Below are 15,533 nucleotides of genomic sequence, written 5' to 3'. Positions count from 1 at the left end.
CGTGCACCCCTACCTCGGATCCGGTCCCTACTGCTACGCGAACTCGCTGGCGATGCAGCTCGGCGCGGCCGCGCCGTCCCCGTCCACGATCGAGGTGCTGACCGGGTCGCCGTTCGGGTTCCAGCTGCTCGGCGGCGAGCTGCCGCTGTTCGACCCGTACGGCTGGGACCCCGACCAGGGGCTGGACACCGCGATCGGGCTGCTGGGCTGGACGTGTCTGCGGGAGGGCGCTGATGACGAGCAGGCGGCGCTGGGGCGGCTGCGTACGGCGGCGCAGGACGGGCCGGTGCTGGCCGGGCCGGTCGAGATGGGGTGGCTGCGGCACCTGCCGGGGATGAACGGGCCGATCGAGTCCGACCACTTCGTGTCGGTGCTGGCGGTCGGCGACGGCCTCGTCGAGTTCCACGACCCGCACGGGCACCCGTACGCGACGCTGCCGGTCGCCGACTTCCTGACCGCGTGGCGGGCCGACACGATCGGGTACCGGACGCAGGCGTACACCATGCGCAGCGGTTTTCAGCAGCTCCGCGCGGTGACCGCCGAGGCGGCGCTGCGGGCGTCGCTGCCCGCCGCGCGCGCCTGGCTGCACGGCCGCACCGACCTGCCCGTGCCGCCCGGCACCCTCGGCGGCGCCGCCGCGGCCGAGCGGTTCGCCCAGCTCGCCGAGGCCGGACTGGCCCCGGGCCTGCGCGCCCACCTGATGTGGTTCGCGGTCCGCGTCGGCGCCCGCCGCCTGGCCGACGCCGCCACCGCGCTGTCCGGCCTGGGCCTGGCCGCGGCGGCGGCGGTCGCCACCCGGCAGGCCCGCCTGGTCGGCAGCCTCCAGTACGACGTCGTCGCCGAACGGGACAGGGCCGTCGCCGACACGATGCGGCTGCTCGCCCCCACCTACGCGGAGCTGGCGGCCGCGCTGGGCTGAGCGGAAATGCGGTGAGCGGGGGCGGGCGTCCGGGCCATACTGGGCGCGCCATGCGTACCAGTGAGGACATCTACCACCGCGTCCGGTGGGATCCGCGGTTCGACCCCGCCCGGTTCGTGCTCGGGGTCAGCCAGCGCGGCGCCGCGCCCAAGCGGGTCGCGCTGCCCGCGTTCACGCCCGGCGGCGACATCCCGTGGCACCGCGTGCTGTACATCGAGGCCGACGGGGAGACCGTCTGGGACCGGGCCGCGGGCGTGGACCGCCTCGACACCAGCACCGCCGGCCGGGTACGCGACGAGCACGCGCTGCGCGCCCCGTTCTTCACCGCCGGGACCGCCCGGACCTGGCGCGACGGCTGGCAGCCGGCCCCCGCCCCGGCGGCCGCGCCCGGCCCCGGGCGGCTGCGGGTGCTGACGTGGAACACGCTGTGGGACCGCTACGACGGCGACCTGATCGACACCGCGCTGCGGCGGCCGCTGCTGCTGGACGCGCTGCGCGCCGCCGACGCCGACGTGATCGCGCTCCAGGAGGTCGAGCCGGCGCTGCTGGACCTGCTGCTGGCGCAGCCGTGGGTGCGCGAGCGCTACACGGTGTGCGCCGGGGTGCGCGAGGTCGAGCAGAGCGGCCTGGCGCTGCTGAGCAGGCTGCCGGTGCGCGAGGTGGGGTGGCACCGGCTGGCGGCGTACAAGGCGCTGGCCGCGATCGTCGTCGACACCGCGACCGGCCCGCTCGTCGTCGCCGCCACCCACCTGACCAGCGACCACACCGACGGCGGCGCCCGGGTGCGGCAGTCCGAGCTGGCCCGCCTGGCCGAGGGGCTGGCCGGGATCACCGGCGACGTGGTGCTCGCCGGGGACTTCAACGACGGCACCGCCGGGCTCGCGGGCACCCTCGGGATGAGCGACGGTTGGACCCTGGTGCACGGCCCCGCCGACCAGACGCCGACGTTCGACCCGGTCGCCAACCCGCTCGCGGCGGTGTCGTCGCTGTCGGGCCGGGCGTCGCGGCTGGACCGGATCATGGTACGCGGCACCGCCCGCCCCGACGCGGCGCTGCTGCTGGGCGACCGCCCGCACCAGCTGCCCGACCGCGCGCTGTTCCCGTCCGACCACTACGGCGTGCTGGCCGAGCTGGCCTTCGGCGAGCCCGCCGGGTCGGTGCTCGACACCGCGCCGACGGCCCGCACCGCGCTGGCCTGGCTGCCGCCGCAGCAGCTGTGGCCCGCGATCCAGGAGCTGCGCGCCCGGCACGACCCGAGCTTCGACCGCTGGCCGCCGCACGTGAACGTCCTGTTCGGATTCGTGCCCGAGTCCGCGTTCGAGCAGGCGGCGCCGCTGCTGGCCGCGGCCGCGGCCGAGCTCGCCCCGTTCACCGCCACGCTGGACGGAGTGCACACCTTCGGCCACCGCGACGACGCCACCGTCTGGCTCGACCCGGCCGCCGCCGACGAGCAGGCCTGGGTGCGGCTGCACCGGGCGTTCGCGGCCCGGTTCCCGCGCTGCCGGGGCCGGGCCGAGGGCTACACCCCGCACCTGAGCCTGGGCCGCAGCCACGATCCGCAGCCGGTCGCCGTCGCCTGCGCCGCCCGCCTGACCGCCGCGACGGCGCGGGTCGGCGAGCTGGTGCTGCTGTCGCGCCGCGGCGACGGGCCGATGCGCCCCCGCGCCGTGCTCACCCTCGGCACCGGTGACCTGCGCTGGCTCGACGAACCCTCCACCACCGACGCCGCGCCACCGTCCACCGCGCCGCCGTTCACTACGCACCCGTCCACCGCGACGCGCGCGACCGCGTCGCCGTCCACCGCGTCGCCGTCCACCGCATCGCCGTCCACCGCGACGCGCGCGACCGCGTCGCCGTCCACCGCATCGCCGTCCACCGCATCGCCGTCCACCGCATCGCCGTCCACCGCATCGCCGTCCACCGCGACGTGCGCGACCGCGTCGCCAGCCGACGCGAACGCGGCCGACGCTGTCGTCGCGGCTGTCCGGGCGGCGCTGCCGGAGGCGGCGGTGCACCTGGCCGGCTCGCGGGCGATGGGCTGCGCGCTGCCGGGCGCCGACATCGACCTGGTGGTGGCGCTGCCGGGCACGGTGGATCCGGCCGGGATCCGGGCGCGCGTGGTCGCGGCCCTGCCCGATGCGGTACGGGTCCGGCAGGTCACCGGCGCCCGGGTGCCCGGCCTGCGGCTGCACACCGGCCCGGCGGGCGGCCGCGACGTCGACCTGGTGCTCGTCGGCACCGGTGCCCTCGACCCCGCCGAGGCCGTGGCGCGCCGGGCCGAGCTCGGCGAGGCGGCCGCGATCGCGCTCAGCGCGGTCACCGACGCCGCTGCGGTCGGTGCCGCCACCGCCGCCGACCCGGCCGCGTTCGCGCTGCTCGCCCGGCAGGTCAAGGCATGGGCGCGGGCGCGGGGGCTGGACTCGGCGCCGTTCGGCGGGCTGCCCGGGCTGGCCTGGACGGTGCTGGCGGCCCGGACCGTACGGGCAGCCGGGACGCTGCCGCCCGAGCAGCTGCTGCGCCGCTTCTTCGGCGACTGGGCCGGGTGGGACTGGCGCGAGCCGGTGGCGCTGCACGAGGCTCCGGCCGTGCCGGGCACCCCTCCCGGCACGGTGCTGACCCCGAGCGAGCCCGTGCGCTCCTGCACCGACCAGGCCGGACCGGGCATGGTCGACCTGCTCACCAGCGAGCTCTACCGGGCCTGGGAGCTGCTGGAGGAAGCCGCCGCGACCGGCGGTGACGCGTTCGCGCAGCTCGTCGCGCCGCCGCCGCTGCACCGCCGCCACGCGGCCTGGGCGGTCGTCGCGGTGCGCGCCGACGGCGCCGACGAGCGCGAGCAGGCCGTGGGACGGGTCCGGGGCCGCCTGCGGGCGCTGGTCACGGCACTGGAGCAGGCCGGGGTGCCCGATGTGCACGCCTGGCCGCGGCCGTGGACGACCGGTCCCACCGTGCGGTACGCGATCGGGCTGGGCGCGGCGCCGCCCGACACCGCCGTGCTCGCCGCCGTCACCGCCCGCTGGTCAGCCGACCTGCCCACCGTCGACGTCACCCTGACCGACAACGGCACCATCCCCACCCTCACCTGACCCCGCACCACCCGCCCGTCCACCCCGCCCACCCCGCCCGCCCGCCGCGTGCGGGCGTGCGCGGGTCGGTGCAGTTTCGGGGAAGGTGCAGGAATCTTGAGCCGTATTCGTGCAGTTTCCCCGAAACTGCACGAACGAAGAGGGACCACGAACGAAGAGGGACCACGAAGAGGGGTCAGGGCGTGATCGTCAGCGGGACCGGCTGGCCCTCCACGACCTCCAGCACGGCCCGCTCGCCGAGCGGGCGGCTCAGCCGGACCGGCGCCTGCCGCAGGTATCCCATCGCGTTGCACATGTCGTCGCCGGAGTGCAGGTGGGTCACCACGATGACCACGACCGCCGTCTCGGACTCGATCGCCTCGGTGGTGTAGTCGGCCCCGCACGGCTGGCTGGCCGGGCCGCCGTTGCCGGTGAAGTGCGCGATCAGCTCGGAGCTGCCCGCCGACGTGGTCGCCGACTCGATCCGCAGCCCGGCGGGGGAGTGGTTCGGATCCCACGAAGGCGGCGCCACGGTGACGGTCACGGCAGGGTCCACGGCCACGCGGGTGATCCGCACCGCGCTGCCGCGCAGTGTGAACTCCCAGACCGGCACGACCGCGGCGCCCCGGGTGGTGTCGATGCTGCCGGTGGTCAGCTTCGCGTCGGTGACCTGGAGCGGGGCGCACCCGCCGCAGCCGGAGCGCTGACCCTCGACCACCATCGCGGCTATCGCCTGCCCGGGTGACAGCAGCGGGAACTCCTGGGCCGAGCCGCTCGCCCAGACCACCCTTCCGGTCGTCGGGGAAGGGGTCGGCCACGCCGTCGCCGCGACGACCTGTCCGGCGACCAGGGCGGCCTTGTTGTCGCCCTGGTCGGCCTCCCAGTCTCCGATCTGGCCGGTGCGCGGCCCCACCGGCACGAACGATGTGCCGCCCGCGGCCTTCACCGCGGCGGTGTACCGGTCGAGCGCGTCGTGGGCCTGCTGGCGCATCCGGGCCAGACCCGCGCCGTCGGCATCACCGCCGGATCCACCGACCTCGGCGCCCCCGCCCTGGCCGGCGCAGCCGCCGAGTGCGATCATCGCTGCCACCAGCAGCGTCCAGTGCCGTCGAGCCATCACGACCACCTCCGCCGGGCTTCGACGCGCCGGAGCCCGGCGAGGCTCCCGGGCGGTCCGGTGGCCGGGTCAGTCGGTCAGGCGCAGGCGGGCGAGGTGGTCGGGCAGCTTCGCCCGGTATGCCGCGACGTCGCCCCCGGCCCGCCGCACCGACGCGGTGACCGCCAGCTCCGCCTCGCCCCCGGCGGACGGGTCGGCGACCACGACCATGGCCAGCCATTCGACCCCGTCGACGCGGGCGGTGGTGGTCTCCCGGAACTTCCAGGTCACCTCGCTGGCGCCCTCGCCGTACGCCCGCAGGTAGTACTCGGCGTGCACCGGTTCGGCGGGCGTGCCGAACTCGACCTTGACGGCCGGGGTCCACGACACCTCGAACGCCAGCGCGGCGGGGCGGCTGCCGGTGGCGTGGGCCAGGCGCGCGGGGCTCAGCCCGTACGCGACGGGGTGGACGGCCGAGCCGTCGCGGCTGCGCAGCGCGGCGGTGAGCGCGGCGCGGGTGACCGGCTCCGGTCCGCCGGTGAAGCCGCACGGCAGCGCGACCGCGACCAGCAGGCGGCCGTCGTCGGCCTTGGCCCGGTGCACGACCGGCGTGCCGAGACGGCAGCGGGATCCGGTCGCGGCGGGCAGCGGCTCGCCCCTGTCGGCGTCGACGAGCTCGACGTCGAGCAGCTCGGGTTCCTGCGGCAGTGCCAACTCCACCCGCATGGGCGTCCTCACCCGTCGTCGCTGGATAGCCGACCGATCGTGGTACCGGCACCGGTCTCCCGGCTCGCCTGCGCGTATCGTAGCCGCCCCGCCGCCGCCGCGACCGTGTCCGAACGGCTGCCGTATCCGGTCGAAACCACGACCGCACCGCGTGTCCGCGCTCGCGTCCTCAATGTCCGTCCGCTGTGGACGACCCCGTTCACGGCTGACCGTCGAACCGGCCTTGACATATCGAATTTCGATATGCAGTATCGGTCGGCATAACGAAGAACGATATGGGGGAGGAAGCATGGGTGCGACGGTCAAGGTGAGTGCGCGGCTGCTCACCGTACTGCTCGGCGTCGTGGCGGTGTTCGTGCTGGTCTTCGGCGTGTGGCCGGCGCTGCTCGGGCCCGCCGGGCTCGATCTCGTGCGCGGGGTCGCGCCGATGCCCGTGCCGCAGTCGGTGCCGCAGGTCGCGGTGCAGCCCGGCGCGCAGTTCGCGCAGCGATGGCAGAGCGCCGGGACCGGCGCCAAGCCTATCTTCGACTGGGTCGACACCTCGGACGGCACCCGCGACGCCACGACCGGCCGCCTGCCGGTCGAGCTGATGCCGTGGGGCGACATGCGCCTGAGCTTCTGGGGCATGGACCTCGGCGACCGCCTCGCCTACGTCGCCCCCGAGCTGCTCGCCCAGGCGCTGATCCTGCTGGTGCTGTGGCTGCTGTGGCGGACCGTGCGCACCGTGCCCGCCGGCGAGGTGTTCACCGTCGGCAACGCCCGGCGCATGGTCGGCGTCGGCCTGGCCGTCGCGGCCGGGGGCAGCGCGGTGCAGCTCGTCGCGTACCAGGCGCACCGGCTGGTCGTCGAGCACTCGGCCGCGGCGGGCGTGGTCCGGGCGGTGTTCTCGTTCAGCTGGGTGCCGCTGGTCGCCGGGGCCGTGGTCCTGCTGCTGGCCGAGGTCTTCCGCCAGGGCGTACGGCTGCGCGCCGACGTCGACGGGCTGGTCTGATGACCGAGGCCGACGACGCCGGGCACCGGGTGACCGTCCACCTGGACCGGCTGCTCGCCGAGCGCGGGATGACCCTGGTCGAGCTGTCGGAGCGGGTCGGGGTGAGCGTGGTCAACCTGTCCGTGCTGAAGAACGGGCGGGCCCGCGCGATCCGCTTCTCCACCCTCACCGCCCTCTGCGACGCGCTGTCCTGCACCCCCGGCGACCTCCTGGAAGTCGACACCGCCGCCTGAACCGCCATCCCGGCGGACACGAAGGCCGCCGGCCCGCCCGCCATGTGGACACGGCGCCATGCGGACACGGCGCCGACGAGCGGAGTGCTGTCAGGACGCGATGCCACCCGCCCCGTTTTTCATAGACGTTGGCCTATTACATGGAAGATGATCTACTTGATCACAACCAGTTGTTGCAATTCGGGTTGTACCGCCCGACGCGACAAGTGGTGGGGGTTGGGCGGTGCCGGGTAAGCGGCTGACGGCAGAGCAGCGGGCGACGATCCAGCGGTGTTGGGCGGCGGGGTTCACCCAGGTCCAGATAGCGATCGCGGTCGGGGTGCACGCCTCGACGGTGTGCCGGGAGGTGGCCCGTAACGGCGATGACCGTTACGGGCCGCCTCACCTGCGGCGCAGGGGTCCGGGCGGGCGGCTGGTGCGGGCGTACCGGCTCCGCTATGACGCGGTGCTGGCGCAGTTGCGGGCCGGGCGGCGGGCGCGGCGGCCCAAGCCGGCGAAGCTGGCCGTCCCGGGGCCGTTGCGCGACACGGTCGTGGCGGGGCTGGCCAAGCGGTGGTCACCGGAGCAGATCGCGGGACGATTGCGTTTCGCCCATCCCGACGCCCCGGAGTGGCACGTGTCCGCAGAGACGATCTACCTGGCGATCTATGTGCAGGCCCGCGGCGGCCTGAAGGACCTGTTCGAACGGCCGGTCCTGCGCACCGGCCGCGCCCACCGCCGCCCGGCGCAGCCCGACGGCCGCCGCGCCCGGTTCGCCGACCTGCCGCACATCAGCACCCGCCCGGCCGACGCCGCCGACCGCAAGACCGCCGGCCACCACGAAGGCGACCTCATCATCGGCGCCCACGGCAGGTCCGGCATCGCCACCGTCGTGGAACGGACCACCCGCTACCTCACCCTGACCGCCCTGCCCGACCACCACGACCCCGCCGCCGTCGCCGAAGCCGTCGCCGACCGACTGACCCACCTGCCCCGCCAACTACTACGCAGCCTCACCTGGGACCGCGGCTTCGAGATGGCCCACTCCCACAAGCTGTTCACCGCCCGCACCGACTGCCAGGTCTACTTCGCCAACCCCCACAGCCCCTGGGAACGCGGCACCAACGAGAACACCAACGGCCTACTACGCGAATACCTGCCCAAAGGCACCGACCTCAGCGTCCACACCCAGGAACACCTCGACGGGGTCGCCGCTGAGATCAACGGACGACCCCGCAAGATCCTCGGCTTCAGAACACCAGCCGAAGTACTCCAGGAACAGCTAATTGCAACTACCGGGTGAAACCGCCCTACTCGGATTCGATGTGATAGGCCAACGTCTATCAAAATGGGTGGCGTCCCACCCGCCAGGCGACTGAGGACGGCCCGGCGTTCGTGCAGTTTCGGGGAAACTGCACGAACGCCGGGTCTTTTTCGTGCAGTTTCCCCGAAACTGCACGACTTCCTCGAAACTGCACCGCGTCCCGTCCCGTCCCGTCCCGTCCCGTCGTGCTCGTGCTCGTGCAATGGGGTGGTGGGTAGGGTCGGGGGGTGGATGGTGGCTGGGATGCGGGGGCGCCGGGGGTGTTGCGGCTGCCGTCCGGGCGGCTGGTGCGCGGGCGGGCGCTGCGCCGCCCGCTGCCGGTCGGCCCGGTGCCGGAGCTCGGGCTGTACCTGCTGGGACACGAGCCGCCCGCGGTCGCCTGGGAGTCGCGCTGGCTGCGCTGGCCCGATTTCCGCCTGCCCGCCGACCGCGCCGCCACCGCCGCCGCGCTGCACGAGGCGTGGGCGCGCGCCGGGGCCGAGCGCGTCGAGATCGCCTGCGGCGGCGGCCGGGGCCGCACCGGCACCGCGCTGGCCTGCCTGGCGGTGCTCGACGGCGTCCCCGCCGGGGAGGCTGTCGCCTACGTACGCGCCCACTACGCCCGCTCCGCCGTGGAGACCCCCTGGCAGCGCCGTTTCGTGGCGGCGTTCCGCGCCCCGGGCTGACGCCCCCTCGTACGCGGCGGGCGGGCGTGGCATCATCTCGGCCATGTTCGACCTTGACGCAGACCCCGGCCAGATCGCGCTCGCCTTCCGGGAGGCCGACGGGCAGATGTTCCGCGAGGTGGTGGCCGCCCGACGGCTGCCCGGCGGGCTGATCGAGCTGCTGGCCAGCCCCGGGCTGGTGATGGGCTGCGCCGAGGGCGACGTGCTGGTGCTGGAGGGCAGCGGCTTCCACGTGGTGCGCCGCGGCCCGAACCTGTGCGTGCAGGCGTACGCCGACCCGCAGTTCACCGACGAGGTGATCGCCCGGTTCGCGGCGGCGTTCGACGGGATCGGCGGCCGGGTGGACGCGCCCGAGCACCGGCAGTTCCTCGTGGTCACCGTCGCCGCCGACGCGGGCGAGGAAGCGGTCGAGGCGCTGATGGAGGAGCTGGCCGCGGGCGTACCCGGACTGGAATGGCAGTTCGGCAACGGCTCGCGCTGAGCCCGGCGGTCGGCCGCGACCGACCGAACAGCCCCGCCCACATCCGGCACCCCGCCATCGGCGACCGTCGGTACAGTGTCGTCCGCTGCGGCGAAGATCGCCTGCAGGACAAGGGAAATGACACGGGGAGCGGCAGTGACGGTCACAGCACACGGGCAGTACCCTTCGGCGGCCGACACGCCCGGTCGGGCCGGGGGCCGGTCCAGGCTCCTCGCCGCGATCGGCGGTGCCGTCGTCCTCGCCGCGCTGGTGGCGGGGTGCGGGTCGGGAAAGGACGCGCCGCAGACCGCCGCGCCCGCTCCGAGCAGCACGCTCAGCGCGGTCCCGCACGAGATCGGCCGCATCGAGGCCGACTCGCAGTATTTCGGGTACGACCCGAAGACCGGTTACCTGGCCGTCTGCGACCAACCGACACTCAAGATCCTTGACATCTCCCAGCTCGACCAGCCCCGAGAGATCGCGGGCTTCGGCAACGGCTGCCTGGGCCGGATCACGTGGTTCTCCTCGGCCAAGCGGCTCATCTCCGTGGACGGCGTCGTGGTGGTCGTGGACGTCGCCGACCCCCGCCAGCCGAGGCAGCTCGACCAGGTGAGCGGATGGCTGATGCCGGTCGACGGCGCTATGGCGCTTACCCGCGACGCCGTGTTCAACCCGAGCGGATCCGTGCTCGCGGTCGCCGAGTCCGGCGGGGTCATGCTGCACCCGGGCGGTCTCGACGGCACCCCCAAGACCCTGTTCAAGGGGCGTGACGCGCTCGCGCTGGCGTTCCACCCGGCCGGCCGGACGCTGGCGGCCGGGATCAAGGGCGGCGACGTGGTGCTCTGGGACGTGCGCAGCGCGGGTAGCGCCAGGAAGACCGCCACGCTGCACGGCCACCGGGGTCTGGTCCAGACGATCACGTTCAGCCCCGATGGGAGCCTGATGGCGACCGGCGGTGCCGACCAGACCGTCATCGTGTGGAACACCGCCGACCTCGCCAAGCCGGTGAAGCTCGCGACGCTGGACATGCACGAGGGCACCGTGCTGTCGCTGGCGTTCGACAGCAGCGGCAAGACCCTCGCCGCAGGCACCGCGTTCGGCACGGCCACGCTCTGGAACCTGACCGATCCGGCGGCGCCGGCCAAGGGGGCGGTGCTCAAGAGCGGTTACACCCAGGAGGCGTACGCGGTGCTGTTCCGCGCCGACGGGACCCTGATCGTCGGCGGCAACGGCGGCAGCCGGGACTACCTGGTGTTCTGGGAGATCCCCGGCCTCGCCTGACCCGGTCGCAGCCCGTCCAGGTCGCGGCGGAATAGCCTGTCGGGCGGCACGGTTTGATCAACCGTCGCACCGTAGGGAGAGGCTGGTCATGTCCGCACCGCTGGAGTTCGCACTCGACACGTTCGGTGACGTCACCGTGGACGCCGATGGCGCCACGGTGGCGTACCCGCAGGTCATCCGCAATGTGGTCGAGCAGGCGGTGCTCGCCGACCGCCTGGGCGTGGACGCGTTCGCCGTCGGCGAGCACCACCGGGCCGACTTCGCGGTCACCGCGCCCGAGATCGTGCTGGCGGCGATCGCGGCCCGCACCGAGCGGATCCGGCTGGGCACCGCGGTCACCGTGCTCAGCTCCGACGATCCGGTCCGGGTGTACGAGCGCTTCGCCACCCTCGACGCCGTCTCCAACGGCCGCGCCGAGATCATCGTGGGGCGCGGCTCGTTCACCGAGTCGTTCCCGCTGTTCGGCTACGACCTGAGCCTGTACCAGGAGCTGTTCGAGGAGAAGCTCGACCTGCTGGACCAGCTCCTCGGCGAGGGCCCGGTCACCTGGCAGGGCGAGCTGCGCGCGGGCCTGACCGACCAGCACGTCTACCCGAAGACCGGGGGCCGCATCCGAACCTGGATCGGCGTCGGCGGCAGCCCGGAGTCGGTGGTGCGCGCCGCCCGGTACGAGATGCCGCTGATGCTGGCCATCATCGGCGGCCAGCCGGAGCGCTTCGCGCCGTACGTGGACCTCTACCACCGGGCGCTGGAGCAGCTCGGCGTGGCCCGGCTGCCGATCGGCGTGCACTCGCCCGGCCACGTGGCCGACACCGACGAGCAGGCCCGTGAGCAGCTGTGGCCGCACTACCGGGTGCTGCACGACCGGATCGGCCGCGAACGCGGCTGGGGCCCGACGAGCCGGGCCCGGTTCGAGGCCGAGGCGGACGCGGGGTCGCTCTACGTCGGCTCGCCCACCACCGTCGCCGCGAAGATCGCCAAGACGGTGCGGGCGCTGGGCCTGTCCCGGTTCGAGTTGAAGTACAGCTCGGGCACGCTGCCGCACGAGGCGATGATGACCTCCGTCGGCCTGTACGCCGAGCAGGTCATCCCGCAGGTCCGCCACCTCCTCGCCGCCTGACCCCCGCCCCGCTGCGCTGCGCCGTCGCGGTTTCCGTTTCGTGCAGTTTCGGGGAAAGTGCTGGAATCATGGCGCGGATTCGTGCAGTTTCCCCGAAACTGCACGAAACCCGCGCGGGATGCGGATCAGCGGGCGGGTTTGGCGGCGACGAAGCCGAAGAGGTCGGGGATGCCGCCGGGGCCCGCCTCGGCGGTGCGGACCAGCGCCAGGCCCGCGTCGGTGACGGCGTTGAGCAGGTCGGCGAGCGGGAGCTGCCATCCGCCGACGCGGGCGCGCACCCCGTTCGGGTTCCAGGTCTCGAAGGTGTGGCCGCGCTCGGCGTACCGCTCGTCGACCACGATGCGCGGCGCGTCGCCCCAGTCGGCGAACGCGCCGACGAAGCAGGGGTGCACGCCCAGGTGCACGAACCGGCCGCCGGGCCGCAGCACCCGTGCGATCTCGGCCACGACCTTCGCGTAGTCGGGCACGTCGGTGCTGGCCAGCACGCAGACCGCGGCGGGCAGGCAGCCGTCGGCGACGGGCAGCGCGGTCGCGTCGGCGACCGCCACCGGCAGGTGCCGGGCCCCGTGGCGCAGCTGCTCACGGGACAGGTCCACCCCGACCGGCGTCCAGCCGAGCCCGGCCACGGCAGGGGCGTGCGCGCCGGTGCCGCAGCACACGTCCAGGCAGACCCCGGTCCCGGGGCCGAGCAGGTCGGCGAGCGTGGCGTGCACCCGCCGCAGGTATTCACCGGCCGCCGGTGACATGAAGTCGTTGTACCAGTCCGCGTGGGCGTCGTACGCCGCTGTCGTCCCTGCTCCCATGTGGACGACGCTAACCGCGCCGCGGTGCCGCGACCGTCCTGTTCGCTCTGAGCGTCGGCCGGACGGCGTCGTGTACGGCGGCGCGTACCTCGTCGGGTGTTCCGTGCGCGTCCACGACCGTGAACCCGGTGAACTCCGGCAGGCCCCGGTATGCGGCGTCGGCGGCCGCCAGGTAGGCCAGCTCCTCGCGGTCGATGCCGCGCAGCTCCACCCGGCGCTGCGCCTCGGCCGGGCCGACGGCCAGATAGCAGACCACGTCCGGCCTCGGGAACAGGCCGTACGCGGCGCGGGCGAGCCGTTCGCCGCGCTGGCGGCGGGTGCGGATGGCGGCGTACTGGCAGTAGGCGTAGCGGTCCATCACGGCGACGCGGCCGGTCAGCCGGGCGCCGAGCACGGACCGCCCGATGGCCAGCCAGCGGATCGTCGCCTCGACCGCGAGGTTGCCCGCGCGGCCGAGCAGGGCGGGGCCGTCGGCGCGGCCGAACCGCCGCGCGATCGCGGTGATGACCGGGCGCCCGCCCGCGTTCTCGTAGTACGTGGCGGGCACGCCCGCCTCGGTCAGGTCGCGGGCCAGCTGCCTGGCCAGGGTGGTCTTGCCCGCGCCGTCGATGCCGACGACGGCGAGCAGCACGGGTCGGGGCACCGCCAGATGTTAGCCGCCGCCCGCACGCGCTCGGATTCGGGCAGGTCAGACCCGCTCGCTGGGGTTTGCGGGGACAATGGCGGGGTACGGACCGCAAGAGTCCGCTTGGAGGTCTGGGCCGATGACGCACTGGAGTGTCGACGTGACCATCGACGAGCCGGACGATCAGGGGCACACCCGTGCGGCCGCGCGGCTGGTCTCCGGGGCGGGTGCACCCCGGCTGGACGCCGCGGGGGAGGCCCTGCGGACGCGGTTCGACGAGGACGTGCCGGAGATCGGGGCGGAGCTGGCCGCGGGACGGGCCCTCATCGCGCTCGGGCAGCGCCTGCTGGCCCAGGCGGACGCCGACCTGGAACGGTCCCCGGCGTGAGCGTGACCGGCGGCGTTCCGGTCGTGGCACCGACCGTGGTGCCGACGGTGCCCGACCAGGCGCTGGACATCCGCCCGCTGCTGCTCGCCGAGTTCGAGCCGGTGCTCGAACCGCTCGCGGCCGCAGGTCCCGGCGTACGCAAGGTGCTGGTGGCCTCAGCGTCGAAGTACGAGTCGACCCGGGAGATCGCCCAGGCGATCGCCGCCGACCTGACCGGGCGCGGGCTGGAGGTCACCGAGAGCGACGTGGACGAGGACAGCAACCTCGTCATGGACGCGTTCGACGCGTTCGTGCTGGGCAGCGCCGTCTATGCGGGCCAGTGGCTGCAACCGGCCCGCTGGTTCGTGCAGCGCCACGAGCCGGTGCTGGCCGCCAAGCCGGTGTGGCTGTTCTCCAGCGGCCCGCTGGGCCCGCCTGCGACCTGGGAGGAGCCGGTCGACGTCGCCGGGATCGCCGAGGCGACGAAGGCGCGCGAGCACCGGGTCTTCGCAGGCCGCCTCGACCCGGACCGGCTGACCGCCGCCGACCGGGCGGTCGCGGCGGCGCTGCGCGCCCCGGAGGGCGACTACCGCGACTGGCCCGCGATTCGCTCCTGGGCCCGGCACATCGCCGACGCCCTCACCGGCGAGGGCCCGCAGACGATCGTCAAGACCGACATCGTGCCGAACTGAGCAACGTCCGGGGCGCGTGGAGAAGGGCACCTTCCACCTCGCAGAGCGAGTGGAAGATGCCCTTCCTTACCTCCGGCGCTTACCTCCAGGTCAGCGGAGGGAGTGCTCGGCGGGGGCGTTCTCCGCCGCCGCCGCGTCGCGCCGGGCGTCGCGCCGGTTGGCCAGCAGGCTGACCATGGTGACGATGACCAGGACCGCGATGATGACGGCCAGCGAGAGCAGGGTCGGCACCTCGGGCAGGGCGGGCCAGACGCCGTGGGCCCAGTGCAGGACCAGCTTGACGCCGATGAACGCCAGGATCAGGGCCAGGCCGTGGTTGAGGTAGCGGAGCTTGCCCAGGGCGTTGTGCAGGACGAAGTACAGGGCGCGCAGGCCCAGCAGGGCGAAGGCGTTGGTGGCGAACACCAGGTAGGGGTCCTCGGTCACGCCGTACACGGCGGGGACGGAGTCGACGGCGAAGACGATGTCGGTGAGGAACACCGCGGCGACGACCAGGGCCATCGGCGTCAGCGTGCGTACGCCGTCGTGGCGCACGGTCAGCCGCGAGCCGTGGTACTGCTCGGTCACCGGCATGAACCGGCGCAGCAGCCGTACGCCGCGCATCCGGTCGATGTCGATCTCGTGCGGGCCGCCGCGTACGGCGTCGCGCAGCACCTTGGCGGCGGTCACCAGCAGCACCACGCCGAACAGCACGAACGCCCAGGTGCCGGTCTTGAGCACGGCGGCACCGGCGGCGATGAACATCGCGCGCAGCACCAGCGCGCCGACGATGCCGTAGAGCAGCACCCGCTGCGCCAGGGCGGCGGGCACCGCGAACGCGGTCAGCAGCAGCATGAAGACGAACAGGTTGTCCACCGACAGCGACTTCTCCACGACGTACCCGGTGAAGAACTCGACGGCGGGCGTATGGCCGTAGCGCGACCACACGAAGAAGCCGAACGCGACGGGCAGGGCCAGGTAGAACACGGTCCAGCCGACGGCCTCGCGCATGCTGACCTCGTGGGGTCTGCGCGTGATCACGAAGTCGAGGGCGAGCAGGCCGAGCAGCACGAGCACGGTGACCGCCCACAGCCAGGGCGTGCCGATCGTGGTGGTGGTGGCGGCGGCGAGGGTTTCCACGGGCATGACGAGACTCCAGACGTTGATGTCTGAGGTCTCCCTCACCCGCGTGGTGGCGGGCGTCCGTCCGG

At 74.0% G+C, this 15,533-nt stretch carries 16 protein-coding genes; 11 read left to right on the top strand and 5 right to left on the bottom strand.

What is annotated here, in order from left to right:
• Position 1: 1 nt before the first annotated feature.
• Entirely contained in the window at positions 2-919 is a 918-nt protein-coding gene (locus Cs7R123_RS07300; protein WP_244871667.1) for a hypothetical protein, read from the top strand.
• 50 nt (positions 920-969) lie between these two features.
• A complete protein-coding gene (locus Cs7R123_RS07295) occupies positions 970-4,002 on the top strand; it encodes a poly(A) polymerase (RefSeq protein ID WP_212824485.1) in 3,033 nt (1,010 codons plus the stop codon).
• Positions 4,003-4,177: 175 nt separating this feature from the next.
• Here Cs7R123_RS07295 and Cs7R123_RS07290 read toward each other — a convergent pair whose 3' ends face one another.
• Both Cs7R123_RS07290 and Cs7R123_RS07285 read right to left on the bottom strand, forming a co-directional pair.
• A complete protein-coding gene (locus Cs7R123_RS07290; RefSeq protein WP_212824484.1) occupies positions 4,178-5,098 on the bottom strand; it encodes a hypothetical protein in 921 nt (306 codons plus the stop codon).
• A gap of 69 nt (positions 5,099-5,167) precedes the next feature.
• Positions 5,168-5,803 (bottom strand): hypothetical protein, encoded by a 636-nt coding sequence (locus Cs7R123_RS07285; RefSeq protein WP_212824482.1) that lies wholly within the window; start codon positions 5,801-5,803, stop codon positions 5,168-5,170.
• Between the two features lie 289 nt (positions 5,804-6,092).
• Here Cs7R123_RS07285 and Cs7R123_RS07280 point away from each other — a divergent pair, with 289 nt between their 5' ends.
• The 7 genes from Cs7R123_RS07280 to Cs7R123_RS07250 all read left to right on the top strand — a co-directional run bounded on the left by Cs7R123_RS07280 (position 6,093) and on the right by Cs7R123_RS07250 (position 11,856).
• On the top strand, positions 6,093-6,794 hold the full coding sequence (locus Cs7R123_RS07280; RefSeq protein WP_212824480.1) for a DUF2975 domain-containing protein: 702 nt from the start codon (positions 6,093-6,095) through the stop codon (positions 6,792-6,794).
• The gene (locus Cs7R123_RS07275; protein ID WP_212824478.1) at positions 6,794-7,027 is read left to right on the top strand and encodes a helix-turn-helix transcriptional regulator; all 234 of its coding nucleotides are present in this window, start codon (positions 6,794-6,796) and stop codon (positions 7,025-7,027) included. Before Cs7R123_RS07280 ends, Cs7R123_RS07275 begins: the two co-directional genes overlap by 1 nt.
• A gap of 223 nt (positions 7,028-7,250) precedes the next feature.
• The gene (locus Cs7R123_RS07270) at positions 7,251-8,309 is read left to right on the top strand and encodes an IS30 family transposase (RefSeq protein WP_212824477.1); all 1,059 of its coding nucleotides are present in this window, start codon (positions 7,251-7,253) and stop codon (positions 8,307-8,309) included.
• A 248-nt stretch (positions 8,310-8,557) separates the two neighbouring features.
• Positions 8,558-8,995 carry a protein phosphatase gene (locus tag Cs7R123_RS07265; protein WP_244871666.1) on the top strand — a complete coding sequence of 146 codons (438 nt, stop codon included), beginning with the start codon at positions 8,558-8,560 and terminating at the stop codon, positions 8,993-8,995.
• A gap of 43 nt (positions 8,996-9,038) precedes the next feature.
• Complete coding sequence (locus tag Cs7R123_RS07260) at positions 9,039-9,476, top strand: DUF4265 domain-containing protein (protein ID WP_212824474.1); 438 nt, start codon at positions 9,039-9,041, stop codon at positions 9,474-9,476.
• Positions 9,477-9,611: 135 nt separating this feature from the next.
• Positions 9,612-10,736 carry a WD40 repeat domain-containing protein gene (locus Cs7R123_RS07255; RefSeq protein WP_212824472.1) on the top strand — a complete coding sequence of 375 codons (1,125 nt, stop codon included), beginning with the start codon at positions 9,612-9,614 and terminating at the stop codon, positions 10,734-10,736.
• A gap of 88 nt (positions 10,737-10,824) precedes the next feature.
• A complete protein-coding gene (locus Cs7R123_RS07250; RefSeq protein WP_212824471.1) occupies positions 10,825-11,856 on the top strand; it encodes an LLM class flavin-dependent oxidoreductase in 1,032 nt (343 codons plus the stop codon).
• Between the two features lie 125 nt (positions 11,857-11,981).
• Here Cs7R123_RS07250 and Cs7R123_RS07245 read toward each other — a convergent pair whose 3' ends face one another.
• Positions 11,982-12,659: a class I SAM-dependent methyltransferase gene (locus Cs7R123_RS07245; RefSeq protein WP_212824469.1), complete on the bottom strand. Its 678-nt coding sequence runs from the start codon at positions 12,657-12,659 to the stop codon at positions 11,982-11,984.
• 10 nt (positions 12,660-12,669) lie between these two features.
• On the bottom strand, positions 12,670-13,302 hold the full coding sequence (locus Cs7R123_RS07240; RefSeq protein WP_244871665.1) for a thymidylate kinase: 633 nt from the start codon (positions 13,300-13,302) through the stop codon (positions 12,670-12,672).
• A 121-nt stretch (positions 13,303-13,423) separates the two neighbouring features.
• On the opposite strand from Cs7R123_RS07240, the gene Cs7R123_RS07235 reads away from it, so the two are divergent.
• On the top strand, positions 13,424-13,672 hold the full coding sequence (locus tag Cs7R123_RS07235) for a dsRBD fold-containing protein (RefSeq protein WP_212824467.1): 249 nt from the start codon (positions 13,424-13,426) through the stop codon (positions 13,670-13,672).
• Complete coding sequence (locus Cs7R123_RS07230; RefSeq protein ID WP_212824465.1) at positions 13,669-14,343, top strand: flavodoxin domain-containing protein; 675 nt, start codon at positions 13,669-13,671, stop codon at positions 14,341-14,343. Before Cs7R123_RS07235 ends, Cs7R123_RS07230 begins: the two co-directional genes overlap by 4 nt.
• A gap of 90 nt (positions 14,344-14,433) precedes the next feature.
• Here the strand turns inward: Cs7R123_RS07230 and Cs7R123_RS07225 are convergent, their stop codons facing one another.
• Positions 14,434-15,468, bottom strand: a complete 1,035-nt coding sequence (locus Cs7R123_RS07225; RefSeq protein ID WP_212824464.1) for a TerC/Alx family metal homeostasis membrane protein — start codon at positions 15,466-15,468, stop codon at positions 14,434-14,436.
• Positions 15,469-15,533: the final 65 nt, after the last annotated feature.

It is taken from the genome of Catellatospora sp. TT07R-123, assembly GCF_018327705.1.
In the GTDB taxonomy this organism is placed as follows: domain Bacteria; phylum Actinomycetota; class Actinomycetes; order Mycobacteriales; family Micromonosporaceae; genus Catellatospora.
This window is presented reverse-complemented; position numbering and strand designations above follow the sequence as displayed.

Bases quoted from the DNA above. Each gene is read 5' to 3' on its own strand.
- Cs7R123_RS07295 (WP_212824485.1), top strand. From the start codon at position 970: ATGCGTACCAGTGAGGACATCTACCACCGCGTCCGGTGGGATCCGCGG.
- Cs7R123_RS07290 (WP_212824484.1), bottom strand. From the start codon at position 5,098: ATGGCTCGACGGCACTGGACGCTGCTGGTGGCAGCGATGATCGCACTC.
- Cs7R123_RS07285 (WP_212824482.1), bottom strand. From the start codon at position 5,803: ATGCGGGTGGAGTTGGCACTGCCGCAGGAACCCGAGCTGCTCGACGTC.
- Cs7R123_RS07280 (WP_212824480.1), top strand. From the start codon at position 6,093: ATGGGTGCGACGGTCAAGGTGAGTGCGCGGCTGCTCACCGTACTGCTC.
- Cs7R123_RS07275 (WP_212824478.1), top strand. From the start codon at position 6,794: ATGACCGAGGCCGACGACGCCGGGCACCGGGTGACCGTCCACCTGGAC.
- Cs7R123_RS07260 (WP_212824474.1), top strand. From the start codon at position 9,039: ATGTTCGACCTTGACGCAGACCCCGGCCAGATCGCGCTCGCCTTCCGG.
- Cs7R123_RS07250 (WP_212824471.1), top strand. From the start codon at position 10,825: ATGTCCGCACCGCTGGAGTTCGCACTCGACACGTTCGGTGACGTCACC.
- Cs7R123_RS07245 (WP_212824469.1), bottom strand. From the start codon at position 12,659: ATGGGAGCAGGGACGACAGCGGCGTACGACGCCCACGCGGACTGGTAC.
- Cs7R123_RS07235 (WP_212824467.1), top strand. From the start codon at position 13,424: ATGACGCACTGGAGTGTCGACGTGACCATCGACGAGCCGGACGATCAG.
- Cs7R123_RS07225 (WP_212824464.1), bottom strand. From the start codon at position 15,468: ATGCCCGTGGAAACCCTCGCCGCCGCCACCACCACCACGATCGGCACG.